The following is a 16159-nucleotide window of genomic DNA, read 5'->3' as shown; positions in this document are numbered from 1 at the left end:
CTTGTGAAGGAATAGTGATGAGTGAAGAGAACGTGCAGCCCGTCTACGACGAGGAGAGCATCCAGCAGCTCGAAGGCCTGGAGGCGGTGCGCAAGCGGCCGGGCATGTACATCGGCGACACTTCGGACGGCACTGGTCTGCACCACATGGTCTTCGAAGTGGTGGACAACGCCATCGACGAAGCGCTGGCTGGCTACTGCGACGATATCGTCATCACGATTCACGCCGACAACTCGATTTCGGTGAGCGACAACGGGCGCGGCATACCGACCGGCATCAAGTTCGACGACAAGCACGAGCCGAAACGCTCGGCGGCCGAGATCGTGATGTGCGTTCTTCATGCCGGCGGCAAGTTCAACCAGAACTCGTACAAGGTTTCCGGCGGACTGCACGGGGTCGGCGTCTCCTGTGTCAATGCCTTGTCGAAGTGGCTGCGCCTGACCATCCGGCGCGATGGACGCAAGTATCTGCTCGAATTCCAGCGCGGCGCCGTCGTCGATCGGCTGATCGAAATCGAGCGCGGGGTCGAGGTTTCGCCGCTCCGCGTGGTCGGCGAAACCGAGAAGCGAGGAACCGAGCTGCACTTCATGGCGGACGAGGAAATCTTCGGCCAGGTCGAGTTCCATTACGAAATCATCGCCAAGCGCTTGCGCGAATTGTCCTTCCTGAACAATGGCGTGAAGATTCGTCTGCAGGATCAGCGGACGGGCAAGGAAGAGGATTTCGCTTTTTTGGGTGGCGTCAAGGGTTTCGTCGAATACATCAACCGGACGAAGGCCGTGCTCCATCCCAACGTCTTCCACGCCAAGGGAGACTCGCCGGGAATTAACGGGACGATCAGCGTCGAAGTCGCCATGCAGTGGAACGACAGCTACGTCGAACAGGTCCTCTGCTTCACCAACAACATCCCGCAGGCCGACGGCGGAACGCATATGACCGGCTTGCGCGCGGCCATGACGCGCGTCATCAATCGTCATATCGAGGAAAACGAAATCGCCAAGAAGGCGAAGGTCGACATCACCGGCGACGACATGCGCGAAGGCCTGGCCTGCGTTCTGTCGGTCAAGATGCCCGATCCGAAATTTGCCTCGCAGACCAAGATGAAGCTGGTTTCGTCGGAAGCGCGGCCGGCCGTCGAAGAAGTCGTCGCTGCCAAGCTGAGCGAGTTCCTGCAGGAAAGGCCAGCCGACGCCAAGGTGATCACGAGCAAGATCATCGAAGCCGCGCGCGCGCGCGATGCGGCGCGCAAGGCGCGCGAAATGACCCGCCGCAAGGGTCTGCTCGACGGCGTCGGACTTCCCGGCAAGCTGGCCGATTGCCAGGAGAAAGACCCGGCGCTCTGCGAACTCTACCTGGTCGAGGGCGACTCCGCCGGCGGCTCGGCCAAACAGGGGCGTGATCGCCGTTTTCAGGCCATCCTGCCGCTCAAGGGCAAGATTCTGAACGTCGAAAAAGCGCGTTTCGACAAGCTGATCTCGTCGCAGGAAATCGCCACGCTGATCACCGCGCTCGGCACCGGAATCGGCAAGGACGAATACAAGCCGGAAAAACTGCGCTATCACCGCCTGATCATCATGACCGACGCCGACGTCGATGGCGCGCATATCCGGACACTGCTGCTCACCTTCTTCTATCGGCAGATGCGCGAGCTCGTCGAAAGCGGCCACATCTACATCGCCCAGCCACCGCTGTACAAGGTCAAACACGGCAAGACCGAGCGCTACATCAAGGACGATCAGGCCTTGAAGCAGTTCCTGCTCAGCCTGGCGCTGGACGGCTCGGTGCTCACACCGCGCGCCGGAGCGCCCGAGATCGCCGGCACCGCACTGGAAGAAATGGCGCGCGAGTACCTGCTCGCCGAAGCTGTGATCAACCGCCTGTCGCACCTGATCAATCCGGAAGTACTGCACGCCTTGATCGAGGCGAATCTCAGCCTCGATCTGAGCGACGAGACAGCGGCGGCGAAAAGCGCCGAAGCACTGATGAACGCCGTCGGCAGCAAGCTGGGAATCACCATCGGGACGCGCTACGACACCGCCAAGGAGCGCTGGCAGTTGCGCCTCGAGAAAGTGCTGCACGGCAATCTGAAGCTCGGCGTGATCGATGAGGACCTGCTGGTCAGCGGCGACTACGCGCAATTGCGCAAGACGGCCGAGCTCCTCGCCGGGCTGTTCGGTCCCGGCGGCGTCGTCGTGCGCGGAGAACGGAAGCAGTCGGTCAGCAGCTTCGCCGAGACGATGCAGTGGCTGCTGAGCGATGTCGAACGCAGCATCAGCAAGCAGCGCTACAAGGGGCTGGGCGAGATGAATCCCGAACAACTGTGGGAAACGACGATGGACCCGAAGGTCCGCCGCCTGCTCAAGGTACAGATCGAGGACGCAATCGGCGCCGACGAGACGTTCAGCACCCTGATGGGCGAACTGGTCGAACCGCGACGCAACTTCATCGAATCGAACGCCCTGGCGGCGCGCAACATCGACGTCTGATCGTCTGGCGCGCGCCCGGCGGTCGATTCCTTGGGCGAAGCCTTGCACGGTAGCGTGCCACGCTGTTCGAGCGATCGGCACGACCGGCGCCTGGCGGAAACCGCGCAATGCGATGCTGGAATCGGCCGCTTTTCCCACCCGCCTCTGGATGGAGAAAGATCATGTTTTCCGGAATCGTTGCTGCAATTGGCCAGATTGTCGACATCACACCGCGTGGTGATGGTGCGGGAACCGTTCGCCTGAAGATCGATGCGCGCCAGCTTGCGCTCGACGATGTCGCCTTGGGCGATTCGATCGCGTGCAGCGGCGTCTGCCTGACCGTTGTGGACCGGCAAGACGCGTTCTTCTTCGTCGATGTCTCGCCCGAGTCGCTCGCATGTACGGTCGGTTTGGCCGCACCCGGCCCGGTCAATCTGGAAAAGGCGCTGCGCTTGGCCGACCGTCTCGGTGGCCATCTGGTTTCCGGTCACGTCGATGGGGTCGGCGAAGTCGTCGCTTTCGACGCACTGGGCGACAACCGGCTGCTCACGATACGCGCGCCGGAAGCGCTGGCCCGCTACATTGCGCGCAAGGGGTCAGTCACCGTAAGCGGCGTCAGTCTGACGACCAACACCGTCGACGGCGCGGTGTTTTCGATCAATCTCATCCCGCACACGCTGCAGGCAACGACGCTCGGCTTTCTACAGGTCGGTGACCGGGTCAATCTCGAAATCGATCTGATTGCGCGCTATTGCGAACGGCTGCTCGGCGTTTCGGATAGTGTCAAATAGCTGATTAAATCACTTGAAATGCAGTGAGTTATTACACAACCGGACACCGCTGGATATGGTTGATTATGTGAATCGGTGAGAGGTGGCCCCGTTTGTTTGGACAGAAAACCCGCTTTGATAAGTGGAGCCCTGCCGGTCGTGGCCAAGTGACCAGTATTGCGGTTGGTTTTGACTTTCCGGGATTTTATCCCAGCCGAATAGAGCTCGGTGGAGCTTGTGGGCGAGGGGACGCGCGGTGGGAAAGTCGCCAGACTTTTCCACGGCAAGCGGCCCGGTGCGCGCCAGCGCATCGTCCACAAATCCACGGAGCCCCTTGCTCATGCCCTACGCCGCCGGTCGCGTTGCGGCCGCGAGTGCTGCGAAGCCATCGTCTTGCGGGAAGCCTGCCCGCCTTGGTGAGCGCATGTTCTAAATAATCGTTTTCCAGCGTCAACTGGCCGATCTTGGCGTGCAGTTTCGTCAGGTCCGGATCACTGCTCGCGGGGCTTCCGGCGTTTCCAAATACCTGAACCGCACGCTCTGTCAGTTGCCGCTTCCAGTCCGTAATCTGGTTCGGGTGAATGTCATACCGCTGCCTGCGCCAACTCCGCCAGCGTCTTGTCGCTCTTGAGCGCCGCCAGTGCCACTTGCGCCTTGAATGCCGGTGTGTGGTTCCGCCCCGTCCTTCTCGTCATGCTCTTGCTCCTGTTATGGCCGCTCCCGCAGCCGTTCGTGGGGGCAAGGCTACCACTTATCCTGCTGTCCGAATTTCCGGGGCCACCTCTGTTGCGGCATTGCTGACAAATTTCATCGACTGGCAGCTCCCTATCTATTTTTTCTTGATCAGATAGTACTTTGGCATCGGGGTTAATGCCCCCAATGTCCCTCGAAGTCGAACGAGAGTTGTCGCTGGTGCCGGATAGCCAGCAGGTAAATCGTTCCACCAATCTGCACGTAGAGCAGCAGGTAATCCTTGAGCACGTATTCGCGCAACGCCTCCGGGTCCGTGGTCAGCGCCAACAACTTCGCTCGTAGCGTCGCCAAGGCATTGGTGGTCTCGACGGAACGCGGCTGCCGGAGCATGAACGGCCTGCCCATGCCGGGGAAGCGTTCAAGGTTGGGAATGACCGTTTCCAGCAATTCATCGAGCAGACCATCGTAGGCCTGCGGCGCTTCTGGTTCGGTCAGGAAGCGTTCGATCTCTTCCAGATTGCGCTCGAAGTTAGACGTGAATTTGATGACAAGCATTTTCGCCATGCGCAGCACCTGAGCGGTCAGGCGCTACGCTTGCGTTTCAGGGCAGTGATGGCGCTGCGGGCATCTTTGACCTTACCGGCAGCCACATCATCGAGGCCTTTGCCAGCCTCGTCGATCAGCAACAAGTGGATGCGCTCACGCTCCAGCTGGTGGTAGTAGTCCAGCCGCTGGGCATCGATTAGAGCGATGTAGCTTTCGCCGTTCTTGGTGATGATCTTCTCGGCACCGCCCTTGACCTCTTCGGCCAGCTCAGAGAAGTTGGCACGGGCGTGCGAGAGGGGGATAACGTCGCTTGCAGCAATTCCCATGTTGGTCTCCTAAGTTGCACGAGATGTGCAGTATTTTGTACATCATACGCTTAGGTGGCCGGAAGCGAAAGTGGAACCAGCGAGGCTCATCGGGGGGCACAGTCGGGCAACTACGGAATGCAGGTTCGACGCGATATGGCGGTCCAGTTCGTCCCAAATATCGATCAGCGAGGCATCGCCACTGAAACGATTGATCCATCCTTCGTTGGAGAACGCCATCACCAAGTTCGCGTCGCGCCGCATCTTGATCTGTGGCAGATCAGGATTGGCATCGTTGGCTAAATCGACGGACTCCAACGCGTGCGGGCCGAGATCGACGCAAGCGTAGCTCAGCAGCGCGCCCGCTTGCCCAGAACATTGCTTGCCCAACGCAATGCCAAGATGGCAACCACCTGCGCCGATGCCGATGATTGTGCATGAGGGGGCTGGTGATGCGACGGCGGGAAGACTCAGGCTGGCAACACCGGCGCCAAGCCCCATCAAGAACTCTCGTCTATCCATCATTCAACCGCAGTTGCCAGAAGGCAATCGACACCGCTGCGGTTACCACTCCGCCAGAATTTGTTCATCGGTCTTCTCCACAACACCACCGGTGACGCTGCCTCTCGGTGGCTCCCTCGGTTTTACTGCTCGCACCAAGACGTCACCTTAATCAAGGACGCGAACATAGACCTTGTCACCGACCCGTAAGCCTGCGCATTCCACGACCTGGCGACAAATACGAAGTCCAGGACTGTTACCCCAGCGGGTAATCCGCACTCCCATGTCTATCTCCTTCGGCTACACATCGGCAATCAAGCGAAAATTGCTCAACGGTCGCAGCCGCGAGCGATGAGTTTGGCGTGGTGAGCAGCGTTGATGCCTTACCGATGGCTCAGGAAGGTCGGTTGAGGCGTGCGTAACCGGCCTTGACCATGTACCGGTTACGCTACCTACGGCGTTAATTTCCTTCCCGTTTCATGGGCGTGACCCCGATGTGCCACGAAATCGGGAAGCCCTTGATGTCAGTGCGCACGTGCTGACTCGGGTCGATCCAGTAGGCCGGGTCGATGATGTATTCCGTACTCGCCTTTCCAGCCAACCCCGGTTGCCTGACGAAGATCACGTGGCGATCTATCTCGGTTTCGGGGTCAAAAGCGACGAGTCCGATGCAGACATCCGGCAGCGATGTGATACCTGTGCTTTCTTTCCAGATGGTTGCCGTGAAACGCCAGTGTGCTGACAACTTGGCAATCAACGCATCGTCCATAGAAGTGTAGGGGCCATGCACCGGATGTTGAAAACGATCCACCGCTACGGCATGGACCTCGTCGAGTGTTTTGCCCACGATGGTCGCTATGCAAGCCAGCCATAGAAGGACTCTTTCTGAGCGACGCGAGCAAATGCAGGTTTGGAATTTTGAGTGGCGCTGGGCGCTGCGGTAGAGGGGATAGCCATCTGGCCTCCTTGAAAAGTAGTGCAAGGAAAAGGCGCAGCACTACCCGCCCGATGGGCGAGGCCTCGGGTTTGGTTTCAACGAGTAGGGAGTTTGCCAGACGGCGACGCCGCACCCGATACGAATTTCGGGGGCTATCCGATCAAGCGAGTGTTGCTGCGCAGTGAGTCACGTACCGGTCTGCAAGCCGGTGGCCTGCCGCAAACGCGACAGCGAATTGTTACCCAGGCCACCAGAAAATGCTGAAGTGAAAAACTTTGCCGCTGGCGCCGCCAAGACATTGCTCGTCCGGGCTACCCGGCTTGGGCGAGCGAACATTCCTGGCTACACGTGTGTCTAGTGTGGGAAAATGCGCGATTAGCTATGGATTTAACGGCGTCTTCTGGCCGAAAGATCGCTGCATTCTATTGGCATATGTTGTTGACGGTATCGGTGACGGTATACGACGTGTTGCCCTGCTAAACACCGCATGGATACTGAGTTATGAAGCAATTAAACATAATCGCGCTATTGCGAACGGCTGCTCGGCGTTTCTGGTAGTAGCAAGCCGGCAACTGAAGTTTAGCCACTCGCGCTCGCCGGCAGGTGCCGGAGGCGCTCGGCTGGCACAAGAAAACTTCGCGTAGTGCCACCGGGTCAGTTGTCAGCGCCAACCACTTTGCGCGTAGCGCCGTCAAGGCATTGGTGGTGTCGACGGAGCGTGGCTGCCGGAGCATGAATGGCCTGCCCAATCCGGAGAAGCCTTCAGGATTGGCAACCACCGGTTCCAGCAGTTCATCAAGCAGCGCATCCCAGGCCTGCGGCGTTTCGGCGCCGGTCGAGGATCAACGCTACCAGGCTCCGACCGGGAATTGCGCGGCAGCCTTGCCTGGGCTACCGTTGCGGTTGCCGCGTTTGCCGCGCGGCGTTTCTCCGAGCGTCCGATGGCAAGCCCTGTTCGGGAGCAGGCATGAAGAGCAACGAGCCCACAGACGAGCGTGTTCCCGGCAGCAGCCGACGCGCTGCCGGCGATGCGCCAGGCGTGCCGACCGCCGCGGCGCTTGCCAATCCATCCGAAATCGCACGGGCTCGGCGGGCGGGTGGCGGTCGGTGCGGACAACAGCGGCGACATCGACACCGGCGACCGCGTGCTCGCCGCGCACCCCGGCGCGCAGATCGTCTATGCCGAAAATGGTGCCACGGTCGTCATCGGCAACGACGCGCCGGTGTCGATGACCGCCGTGGACCGCGCCAGCGCGCTCGGCCGCTACCTGCAGCACGTGATCGGCGAGTGCGCCTTCGCTCCCGGCGAGCGACAGCGCAGCTTGCCCGGCGGCGGGCAGGCGGGCGCAAGGATGGCCGGCAGGATGGCCGAAAGCGACGGCGAAGCGGCGCGCCTCGAGGTGCGCGAAACGGGCGAGATCAGCGTCAACCAGGCGCTCGCCGAGCATCGCCGGCTGGTCGTCCTCGGCGACCCCGGTTGCGGCAAGACGACGCTGCTGCGCTACCTGGCGCTGCTCTACGCGCGCGACCTGGCCGAAGGCGGCGAGCACCTGCGCCGCGAACTCGCCATCACCGAGAGCGGCACGCTGCCCATCCTGCTGCCGCTGCGCCAGTTTGCCCGCTACCTCGGCGAGCAGCGCGACGACGGCACCGAAGGGCACCTCGTCTTGCTGCGCTTTCTCGTCCGCCGGCTTGCCAACCAGCGCATCGACGTGCCCGAGAACTTCTTCGACGAGTGGTTGCACCACGGTCGCGCCGTGCTGCTGCTCGACGGCCTCGACGAGGTCGCCGATCCGGCGCTGCGCCGCCGCGTCGCGCGCCGCGTCGACGACTTCACGCGCGCCTGCGCCGGTTGCCGCTACGTCGTCACCAGCCGCATCATCGGCTACACCGAGGCCTCGCAACTGGCCGCGGGCTACGCGACGACGACCGTGCGCGAGTTCACGCTCGCCGACGTTCGCCGCTTCCTGGCGCAATGGCACCGGCTGATCGCCATCGGCCAGATGGGTCCCGGTGCCGGCGCCGAAGCCGCCGCCGCGCGGCAGAGCGAACAACTGCTCGCCTCGATCGAAGCCAACGAGCGCGTGCGCGAGCTGGCGATCCACCCGCTGCTGCTCACCGTCATCGCGCTCGTCCATCGCGACCGCGTCAAGCTGCCCGACCGGCGCGCCGAGCTTTACCAGGAAGCGATCGACGTGCTGCTCGGCAAGTGGGACGACGCGAAGGGCATCGGCGAAGGCGTTGGCGAAAGGTGCCTGATCGGCGATCGTCCCTTCGACACCAGCGACCGCCGCCTCGTCCTGCAGCGCCTGGCGTACCGCATGCACGACGAGCGGCAGAAGGAAATCGATCGGCAGCCGCTGCGCGAGTCGCTTGCCGACGGACTCGCCGGCGCGGTGAACGACGCGCGCGACCTCGACGCCGCGGTCGATCGCCTGCTGCGGCTGATTCAGGAGCGCGCCGGCCTGCTCATCGCGCGCGGCGAAGGCAGCTATGCCTTCTCGCATCTCACCTTTCAGGAATATCTGGCGGCGCTCGAGATCGCCGGCAGCGACGACTACGTCGCCAGGACGCTGGCCCGCAGCGCCGACCCCTGGAGGCGGGAAGTGATCCTGCTCACCGCCGGCCACCTGAGCACGCAGACCAAGGAGCGCACGACGCGGCTGATCCGCGCCATCGCCGACGCGCGCGCCGAGCCCGTGCCCTAGCACAACCTCGTCCTCGCCGCCGAGTGCGTGCGCGACGCGGGTTCCGGGCGCCTGATCGGCAATCTCGAAGGCGAACTGCGCGCACGGCTGCTCGAAGAGCTCGAGCGGCCGGCACCGGTCGGCTGACTGGGCCGGGCGAGAACGCTGCTCACGCGCGGCATCGGTGCGCAGGCGGCCCTTGCTCGCCGCATCGCCGCCGCCGAAGCACTCGGCAAGATCGGCGGCAACCGCTTCTGGAGCCCGCCGCACGGCGAAGCCGAATGGGTCGACATTCCGGCCGGAGAATTCACCATGGGCGAGGGCGCCGACGCGCACCGCGTGACGCTGCCGGCGAGCGGTGCGAAGTCGCTTGCCCATCCATCATCCTACGCAGGAGATCGTCCCGATGTCGACGACCAAGGAACTGGTCATTTTCACGCAAACCTTCGACCTGCTGAGCTGGCTGCTGCCGCAGTGCGAGCATTTTCCCAAGAGCCACCGCTTCGTCGTCACCCAGCGGCTGCAGGCGGCTGCGCTCGACTTTCAGGAGGCAATTTTCGCCGCCAATGCGCACAAGCGCGCCGAGCGCGTGCAGCACCTGCGCATTGCCGATGGCGAACTTGACAAGCTGCGCCTCTACCTGCGCCTCGCCTGTCAGTGGAACTGGTTGAGCAGCGGGCAGTACGAGCACGTCAGCCGGATGGTCGCCGGCATCGGCAGGCTGCTCGGCGGCGGGTTGCGCCAGAGCGCGCAGGCTTTAGCACCGCGCCGGCGCCGGGGCGGACACGGCGGGCGTTGCGCCAGGCCGTGTCCGTGCTTCGCTATCTGCCCGGCGCGAGCGCTGCCCCGATGGCGCTCTGCCTTGCGGCGCGCGCGCGGACCAGACGCGTCTGGCGCTGTTCTTCTTCCTTCGCCTCGACCGGCAAATTCGCTTGCGCGAATCGGTCGGCATTTTCGGAATGCGTGCGGCACGGGAGTACCGTCGCACCGTTACGCCTGGCGGCGCAACCAGAAAAAGTGGGGAAGAACATGGGACCGGCGCAACAGAACCCGAAAACCACCATGGGCGAACCAGTGGTTCGGGGGCCGCCAGAGGCGGACGGCGCAGCGGGCGAGGTCTCGGAGAAGGTACCACGAGCCGCCCCGCACGACCCTGCGTATATCGTCTTTGGCAGAGAGATCTTCCCCGGGTCGCGTCGTGCGCATCGTAGGGGTAGCAGAAAGCGGGCGTTCTCCAGTCCTTTCCCCAGAGGCTGCGCGTCCACTCCCAGACGTTGCCGGCCATGTCCTCGCATCCTGCAGGGCTCCGGCCGCGGGAGAAGCAGCCCGCAGTCGTCGTCTGGCCGATGTCCTCATCGGCATTGCCCCGCTCGGGATTCCAGGTGTCGCCCCAGGGGTAGATCCGCTGCGCTTGCGGGTTCGCCTGCAGCGCGTGTTGCGGCGGCACGAAGCCGTCGGCGAGTGTCGCGCAGAGCGCGTTGCCCGGGATCTCGATGCCGCCGCGCGCCGCTTTCTCCCACTCGGCTTCCGAAGGCAGCGTCACCGCCCAGCCGGCGGACAGGCGCGCGCGCCAGCGGGTGTCAAGCCAGCGGCAAAAGGCAAGCGCCTCGTGCCAGCTTACCGACGCCACCGGGCGATTTTCCGGCGCCTGCAAGGCTTGCTGCTGGTGCCTGGCGTAGCCGCTGGCTTCGACGAACTGGCGGAACTGCGCGACGGTGACTGGCGATTCGCCGATCCAGTAGTCGTCGTCGAGCGTGTCGTTCTCGTGCAGCGGCGCATCCTCGTTGCCCGCCTCGCCCATCCAGAAGCGGCCGCGCGGCACGAAGACGAAGCGCATCGCGTCGACTTCGCGCAGGTGGCGGCGCGGGTCGCCAAGCTGCGCCAGCAGGTCGCCGGCGAGTGCGCGTTCGCGCGCCGGCAGCCGCGTGCCGGCGAGCACGACCAACTGCCGGTCGCGCACGCGTTGCCGTCGGCGCTCGTGGCGCGCCTGCAAGTCCGGGTTGAACGCGGCGAGGCCAGTTTCGTGCAGCACTTGCGCGGCGAGCAGCGCGCCCCAGTGTGCTTCGCCGGTTTGCTGGCCATCGGCGGCGTCGAGCGCATCGTCTTCGGCGCAGAGCGCGTCGACCAGCTCCCAGATTGCCGACGGTGAGGCCTTCGAGCGGGCGGCGGCGAGCAGCGTTACCTCGCGCCAGCGGTTCGGATCGCTGCGCGCGAGTTTGCTCAGCGTGTCGGGGTAGTCGAAGCGCGCCAGGTGGCAGGCGGCGAGATATTCCTGAAACGAGCGGTGCGGGAACTGGTACAGCCCTTCGCCGTGCGAGGTGAGCAGCCCGGCGCGGTCGCGCAGGTATTCCTCGATGCACTTCAGTCGCACGTCGGGGTCCGACGAGGCGGCGTAGAGTGCCTCGATCAGCGCGCTCTGCCGGAGGTCGGCGGTGCCGGTGAGCTGCGGTTGCTGCCGGTGGGCGTGGTAGGCGAGCTTGTCGAGCTGTTCGCGGATCCTGTTGCGCGGGGCGCTGAGCCATTCGCTGAGGCTGGGCTCGCTGACCACCGGCTTGCCGTTGGCGTCACGGCGCAGCTTGAGTCCTTCCCATTCGTCGAGCAGCATGTCGACCGATTGCGCGTAGAGTTCTTCGCGGTTTTCCGGCAGCGATCCGCCGCTCCTGCTCTGCAGGCGCGCCATCAGCGTCAGCAGCAGCGGCCGCCCGGCCAGTTCGCGCAGTTCGCGCCGCTGCGTGGCGCGCTTGAGCAGGGCTGCGCGTCCGTTGGCGTCGCTCTCGGTGAGCCGGCAGAGGTCGCGTGCCAGGTGCGCGTACCAGGTGTCGATGAAGCGCTCGATCTGCCTGCGTGTGAAGGGCAGCGGTTCGCGTTCGGCAAAACCGTCGAGCTTCCAGTCCTGCCGCTGGTAGGCGTAGGTGCGGCTGGTGACCAGAAAGCGGCAGCGCGCGTGCAGCGCGGCGAAGTCCTGCACCGCCCGCTTGACCTGTTCGCGTCGCTGCAGCGCGTCCGGCACTTCGTCGAGCCCGTCGAGCAGGATCAGGCCGCCGGTGGCCAGCAGCTCGCGCTGCAGCTCGTCGGCGTAGCGCGCCAGCGGCTGCGGCAACTGGCCGACGATGAAGGTCCACAGCGCGCCGTCGGCGACCGGGACGCCCGGCGGCGGCAGGCTGGCGGCGAAGTCGCGCAGCAGCACGCGCACCGGTAGCAGCGCGCCGTGGCGCCAGCGCTGGGGCTTGGGCGCTTTCGTTTTCTTGTTGGCGGGGGCGGTGCCCGCCTCGTCGTCGCCGTCGTCGACCGGCAACGGCTGGCGGAGGAGCCGCAGGTCGGTCGGCTGCTCGCCGAGCAGCTCGCCGGCCATGCACAGCGCGACGAAGTTGAGGAATGTCGTCTTGCCGCTGCCGGGACCGCCCATCAGCACGAGCAGGCGTTCGTCGTCGAGCGCTTCGAGCGCCGACTGACGCGGCGCGGCGTGCGGGTCAACTGCGACTGGCCCGGCGCGCCACGCGCTGGCCTTGCCGCGCCCTGCGGTCGGTACCCGCATTCTAGCTCAGGTTTTGTTGCAAGGGCCGTGCGTGTCTTTCTCGCCGTGGTCGGAAGCAGAACCGGCGGACAGGCAGTGCTGAGTGATCGCACTGCCGAACATCGACGCGCCTCAGTTGCGAGGCTGCTGGCTCAGGAGGGCTGGGGAGAGCCCCGCCCGCTTGCGGGGCGGGGCGATTGGAAGCGCATGACGCGCGCTATCGTCAGGCGGCGTGCCGTTGCCCGCCGAAGAGGTCATTCAGGTTGTTTTCCCAGAGACGGATGATGCTCTGGGCGCTGATCAGACCCAGTTTGGAAACGCGATTCTGGTGCCGCCACACCCATGACAGGCAGGTGCCGGCCTTGACCGATTCGCGGGCAACGCTGCGATTGCCCTCGGCCTCCGCGTAGTCGACGAAGCGCTCGACGGCCAGACGGTAGTAATCCGAACTGTCGCAGCAGCCGCACAGCGTTTCCGCTTCACCGGCTGCTCGACGCCAAAGCTTGAGCGCCAGTTCTTCGCTGATGCCGGTTCTGTGGGCGATCCAGGGTAAGATTTTTGGTGCTTTCATTGAGTAGTACTCCAAAATTGCATCGGCCAGATAGTGGCCTCCGCGCGCCGGAGCCTCGTGAACTCCAGCCTATTGCAACGCAGCATCATTATAAACACTTCAAGCAGCGAATATTAGGTTTCGCCACCCAATTCTCCGCTCCGGCTTCATCCTGCTTCGCCGCCGGGGTCAGACGATAAACGAAAAAGAAATAAAATTCAACGGGAAGATCCGCCAGCGCAGGAGGCACGTCGGATTTCCATCCACCCGATCCAGGTTCGGCGCTACGCCAGTTGCGCCGCAGCATCAGCGCCGCCTTGATCTAACGTAAGAGTAGCCGAATCGCCGACATGTGACCGTGCGCTATTGCACGAGTCGGGTCAAGGAAAACGGGTGCCTTGCTCGGGCGGCGCCGGGCGGCGCGGACGCGCCGGTCTTGCCCGCGGTCTACTCCGCCTGGCTGTCCGGCTTCGTTGCCGGCGGCGGGTCGTTCGGGCGGCTGGGTGTGTCGTCGATCCAGCTCGTGAGCAGCGTGTAGGCGACGGCGAGGACGACCGGGCCGACGAAGATGCCGACCAGGCCGAAGGCGAGCAAGCCGCCGATGACGCCGGCGAGGATCAGCAGCAGCGGCAGATGGGCGCCTTTGCGGATCAGGATGGGGCGCAGAAAGTTGTCGAGCGAACCGACGATCAGCGTCCACACGAGCAGGAAGCTTCCCCAGCCGGTTGCGCCGCTCCAGTACAGCCAGATCACCGCCGGGACGAGAACCAGTCCGGGGCCAAGCTGGGCAATGCACAACATCAGCATCAGGGCGGTGAGAATGGCGACGAAGGGAACGCCGGCAATCGCCAGGCCGATTCCGCCGAGAAGCGACTGGACGAGGGCGGTGATGCCGACGCCTAGCGCCACCGCGCGCACCGCCTGTCCGGCGAGGACGGCGGCGTGGTCGCCACGCTCGCCGGCGAGTCGGCGAGCGAAGCGCCGCACGCTGTCGGCCGCTGCTTCGCCCGACGAGTAAAGCACGGCGGAGAGCGCGACGGTGAGCAGGAACTGGACGAAGACCAGCCCGAAGTTGCCGACTTCGCGGACGAACCAGCGTGTCAGGTTGCCCGCGTAGGGGGCGGCGCGTGCCGCCAGTTCGGAAGCGCCGGCCGCGGCCACCTGGTTCCACGCGTTGACCAGGCGCTCGCCGATGATCGGCAGCTCGGCCAGCCACGCCGGCGGTGGCGAAGAGCGCAGTTCGGCCAGCGAGCGGGCCCAGTCGGCGATCCGATCGGCGTTGTTGACCAGCGTCGAGATGGCCAGCGAGAGCGGTACGACGAGAACCAGCAGGACGACCAGCGTCATTACGACGACCGCAGGCGCGCGCCGGTTGCCGAAGCGCTGTTGCAGTTGAAGCATCAGGGGCCAGGTGGCGATGACCACGGTGACCGCCCAGATCAGCGCCGGCAGAAAGGGGCTGACGATCCAGACCGAGGCGGCAATCAGCGCACAGAGAAAAAGCACGCCCAGCGTGCTGCGCGCCAACTCGGCGGGTAGCGGCTCTTTTATCATCATCCTGCCTCGCTCAAGGGGTGGTCGCCATGGTAGCGCAATTGCCCGGCACGCACGTATGATGCCGCATTTCTTCGCCAAGTCTCCGGCCACCGGCTGTCCGCGGCGCTCTGGTCGGTGTTTGAAGCGCGCCCTGCATGCAGCACGCCCTGCTCTTCTCAGTTTTCGTCGTCGCCTCCTGCGGGCTGGCCTATGAACTCATAGCGGCTGCCCAGGCGAGCTATCTGCTGGGCGATTCGGTGACCCAGTTTTCGACCGTGATCGGCGCGTATCTGTTTGCCATGGGTATCGGTTCGTGGCTGTCGCGCTACGTCGAGGAGCCGCTGATCGCGCGTTTCATTCAGGTCGAACTGCTCGTCGGCCTGCTCGGCGGTTTCTCGGCGGTCGCGCTCTTCTTCGTCTTCGCCTGGGCGCCAGCACCGTTCAAGCTGGCGCTCTACCTGGCCGTGCTCGCGGTCGGCGTGCTCGTCGGTCTGGAGATTCCGCTGATCATGCGCATTCTGAAAAGCGATCTGGTTTTCGCCGATCTCGTCTCGCGCGTTCTCACCTTCGACTATCTCGGCGCGCTGGCCGTTTCCATCCTGTTTCCGCTCGTCCTCGTACCGCAGCTTGGCCTGCTGCGCAGCGGCCTGCTCTTCGGCCTGCTCAACGTCGGCGTCGCGCTGTGGACCTGCGGCTTGTTCCGCACCCAGTTGGCAGCGTATCGCAGTCTGCGCGCGCAAGGTCTGGCCGCCCTGGCTGCGCTGCTGATCGCTTTTGCCGGCGCCGGCGCGCTGACCGCATTCGGCGAAGCGCAGCTCTACAGCGACGAGATCGTCCATGCGGAAAGCACGCCCTACCAGCGCATCGTCGTCACGCGCTGGAAGGACGACCTGCGCCTGCATCTGAACAACAACCTGCAGTTCAGCTCGCGCGACGAATACCGTTACCACGAGGCGCTCGTCCATCCGGGTCTGGCAACGCTGCCGCACGCGCGGCACGCGCTGGTCCTTGGCGGCGGCGACGGTCTGGCGGTGCGCGAGATCCTCAAGTATCCGCAGATCGAGTCGGTCACGCTGGTCGACCTCGACCCGGCGATGACCCGGCTGTTCGCCAGCGCCCCCGCTCTGCGCCGCCTGAATCAGGATGCCTTGCTTTCGCCCAAGGTGAAGATCGTCAATGCCGATGCGCTGCAATGGCTCGAAGAAAATGACCAGCTTTTCGACTTCGTCGTGGTCGATTTTCCCGACCCGGCGAACTTTGCCCTCGGCAAGCTCTACACGGCGGCTTTCTACCGCCTGCTCGACAAACATCTGGCCGGCGATGCGCTTGCTGTCATCCAGGCCACTTCGCCGCTCTACGCCCGCCGTTCGTTCTGGTGCATCGTCACCACGCTGGAGAGCGTCGGCCTGGTCAGCACGCCGTACCACGCGCTGGTTCCGTCTTTCGGCGAATGGGGATTTGTCCTGGCCGGTCGCCGCCCTTACCGCTTGCCGGAAGCCTACCCGGTCGACACGCGTTTCCTGACGCCTTCGGCAACGCCGGCGCTGTTCGTTTTCCCGAAGGACATGGCGCGTGTCGAAGCCGAGGTCAATCGCCTCAACAGTCAGGTTTTGGTGCGCTATTTCGAAGCCGAATGGCGCCAGGTGATCCGCTAG

12 protein-coding genes and 2 pseudogenes are annotated in these 16159 nt (G+C 64.2%); 5 read left to right on the top strand and 9 right to left on the bottom strand.

The window, feature by feature from the left end; translation table 11 throughout:
- Positions 1-17: 17 nt before the first annotated feature.
- Together gyrB and Q1L59_RS07470 are read left to right on the top strand one after the other, a co-directional pair.
- Positions 18-2486 (top strand): DNA topoisomerase (ATP-hydrolyzing) subunit B, encoded by a 2469-nt coding sequence (gyrB, locus tag Q1L59_RS07475; protein WP_300330275.1) that lies wholly within the window; start codon positions 18-20, stop codon positions 2484-2486.
- 161 nt (positions 2487-2647) lie between these two features.
- On the top strand, positions 2648-3256 hold the full coding sequence (locus Q1L59_RS07470; RefSeq protein WP_300330272.1) for a riboflavin synthase: 609 nt from the start codon (positions 2648-2650) through the stop codon (positions 3254-3256).
- Between the two features lie 365 nt (positions 3257-3621).
- Here the strand turns inward: Q1L59_RS07470 and Q1L59_RS07465 are convergent.
- The 5 genes and pseudogenes from Q1L59_RS07465 to Q1L59_RS07445 all read right to left on the bottom strand — a co-directional run.
- Positions 3622-3930, bottom strand: a pseudogene (locus Q1L59_RS07465) (transposase); the annotation flags it as partial.
- Between the two features lie 172 nt (positions 3931-4102).
- The gene (locus Q1L59_RS07460; RefSeq protein WP_300330270.1) at positions 4103-4492 is read right to left on the bottom strand and encodes a type II toxin-antitoxin system RelE/ParE family toxin; all 390 of its coding nucleotides are present in this window, start codon (positions 4490-4492) and stop codon (positions 4103-4105) included.
- A 17-nt stretch (positions 4493-4509) separates the two neighbouring features.
- The gene (locus Q1L59_RS07455; RefSeq protein ID WP_300330266.1) at positions 4510-4800 is read right to left on the bottom strand and encodes a type II toxin-antitoxin system Phd/YefM family antitoxin; all 291 of its coding nucleotides are present in this window, start codon (positions 4798-4800) and stop codon (positions 4510-4512) included.
- A 42-nt stretch (positions 4801-4842) separates the two neighbouring features.
- On the bottom strand, positions 4843-5280 hold the full coding sequence (locus tag Q1L59_RS07450; protein WP_300330263.1) for a hypothetical protein: 438 nt from the start codon (positions 5278-5280) through the stop codon (positions 4843-4845).
- Positions 5281-5740: 460 nt separating this feature from the next.
- Positions 5741-6127 carry a hypothetical protein gene (locus Q1L59_RS07445; RefSeq protein WP_300330260.1) on the bottom strand — a complete coding sequence of 129 codons (387 nt, stop codon included), beginning with the start codon at positions 6125-6127 and terminating at the stop codon, positions 5741-5743.
- A gap of 1085 nt (positions 6128-7212) precedes the next feature.
- Here Q1L59_RS07445 and Q1L59_RS07440 point away from each other — a divergent pair.
- Both Q1L59_RS07440 and Q1L59_RS16725 read left to right on the top strand, forming a co-directional pair.
- A complete protein-coding gene (locus tag Q1L59_RS07440) occupies positions 7213-8925 on the top strand; it encodes an NACHT domain-containing protein (RefSeq protein WP_300330257.1) in 1713 nt (570 codons plus the stop codon).
- A gap of 385 nt (positions 8926-9310) precedes the next feature.
- Positions 9311-9625, top strand: a pseudogene (locus Q1L59_RS16725) (four helix bundle protein); the annotation flags it as partial.
- A gap of 36 nt (positions 9626-9661) precedes the next feature.
- On the opposite strand, the gene Q1L59_RS07435 reads toward Q1L59_RS16725, so the two are convergent.
- The 4 genes from Q1L59_RS07435 to ydiK form a co-directional block, all read right to left on the bottom strand.
- On the bottom strand, positions 9662-12439 hold the full coding sequence (locus Q1L59_RS07435) for an SUMF1/EgtB/PvdO family nonheme iron enzyme (protein ID WP_300330254.1): 2778 nt from the start codon (positions 12437-12439) through the stop codon (positions 9662-9664).
- 202 nt (positions 12440-12641) lie between these two features.
- Positions 12642-12989 carry a hypothetical protein gene (locus Q1L59_RS07430; protein WP_300330251.1) on the bottom strand — a complete coding sequence of 116 codons (348 nt, stop codon included), beginning with the start codon at positions 12987-12989 and terminating at the stop codon, positions 12642-12644.
- 88 nt (positions 12990-13077) lie between these two features.
- Positions 13078-13275: a hypothetical protein gene (locus tag Q1L59_RS07425; protein WP_300330249.1), complete on the bottom strand. Its 198-nt coding sequence runs from the start codon at positions 13273-13275 to the stop codon at positions 13078-13080.
- 140 nt (positions 13276-13415) lie between these two features.
- Positions 13416-14525 (bottom strand): AI-2E family transporter YdiK, encoded by a 1110-nt coding sequence (gene ydiK, locus Q1L59_RS07420; RefSeq protein ID WP_366145629.1) that lies wholly within the window; start codon positions 14523-14525, stop codon positions 13416-13418.
- 134 nt (positions 14526-14659) lie between these two features.
- Here ydiK and Q1L59_RS07415 point away from each other — a divergent pair, with 134 nt between their 5' ends.
- Positions 14660-16159, top strand: a complete 1500-nt coding sequence (locus tag Q1L59_RS07415) for a polyamine aminopropyltransferase (RefSeq protein ID WP_300330246.1) — start codon at positions 14660-14662, stop codon at positions 16157-16159.

This window comes from Accumulibacter sp. (assembly GCF_029255125.1).
Classification (GTDB): Bacteria; Pseudomonadota; Gammaproteobacteria; order Burkholderiales; family Rhodocyclaceae; genus Accumulibacter.
This window is presented reverse-complemented; position numbering and strand designations above follow the sequence as displayed.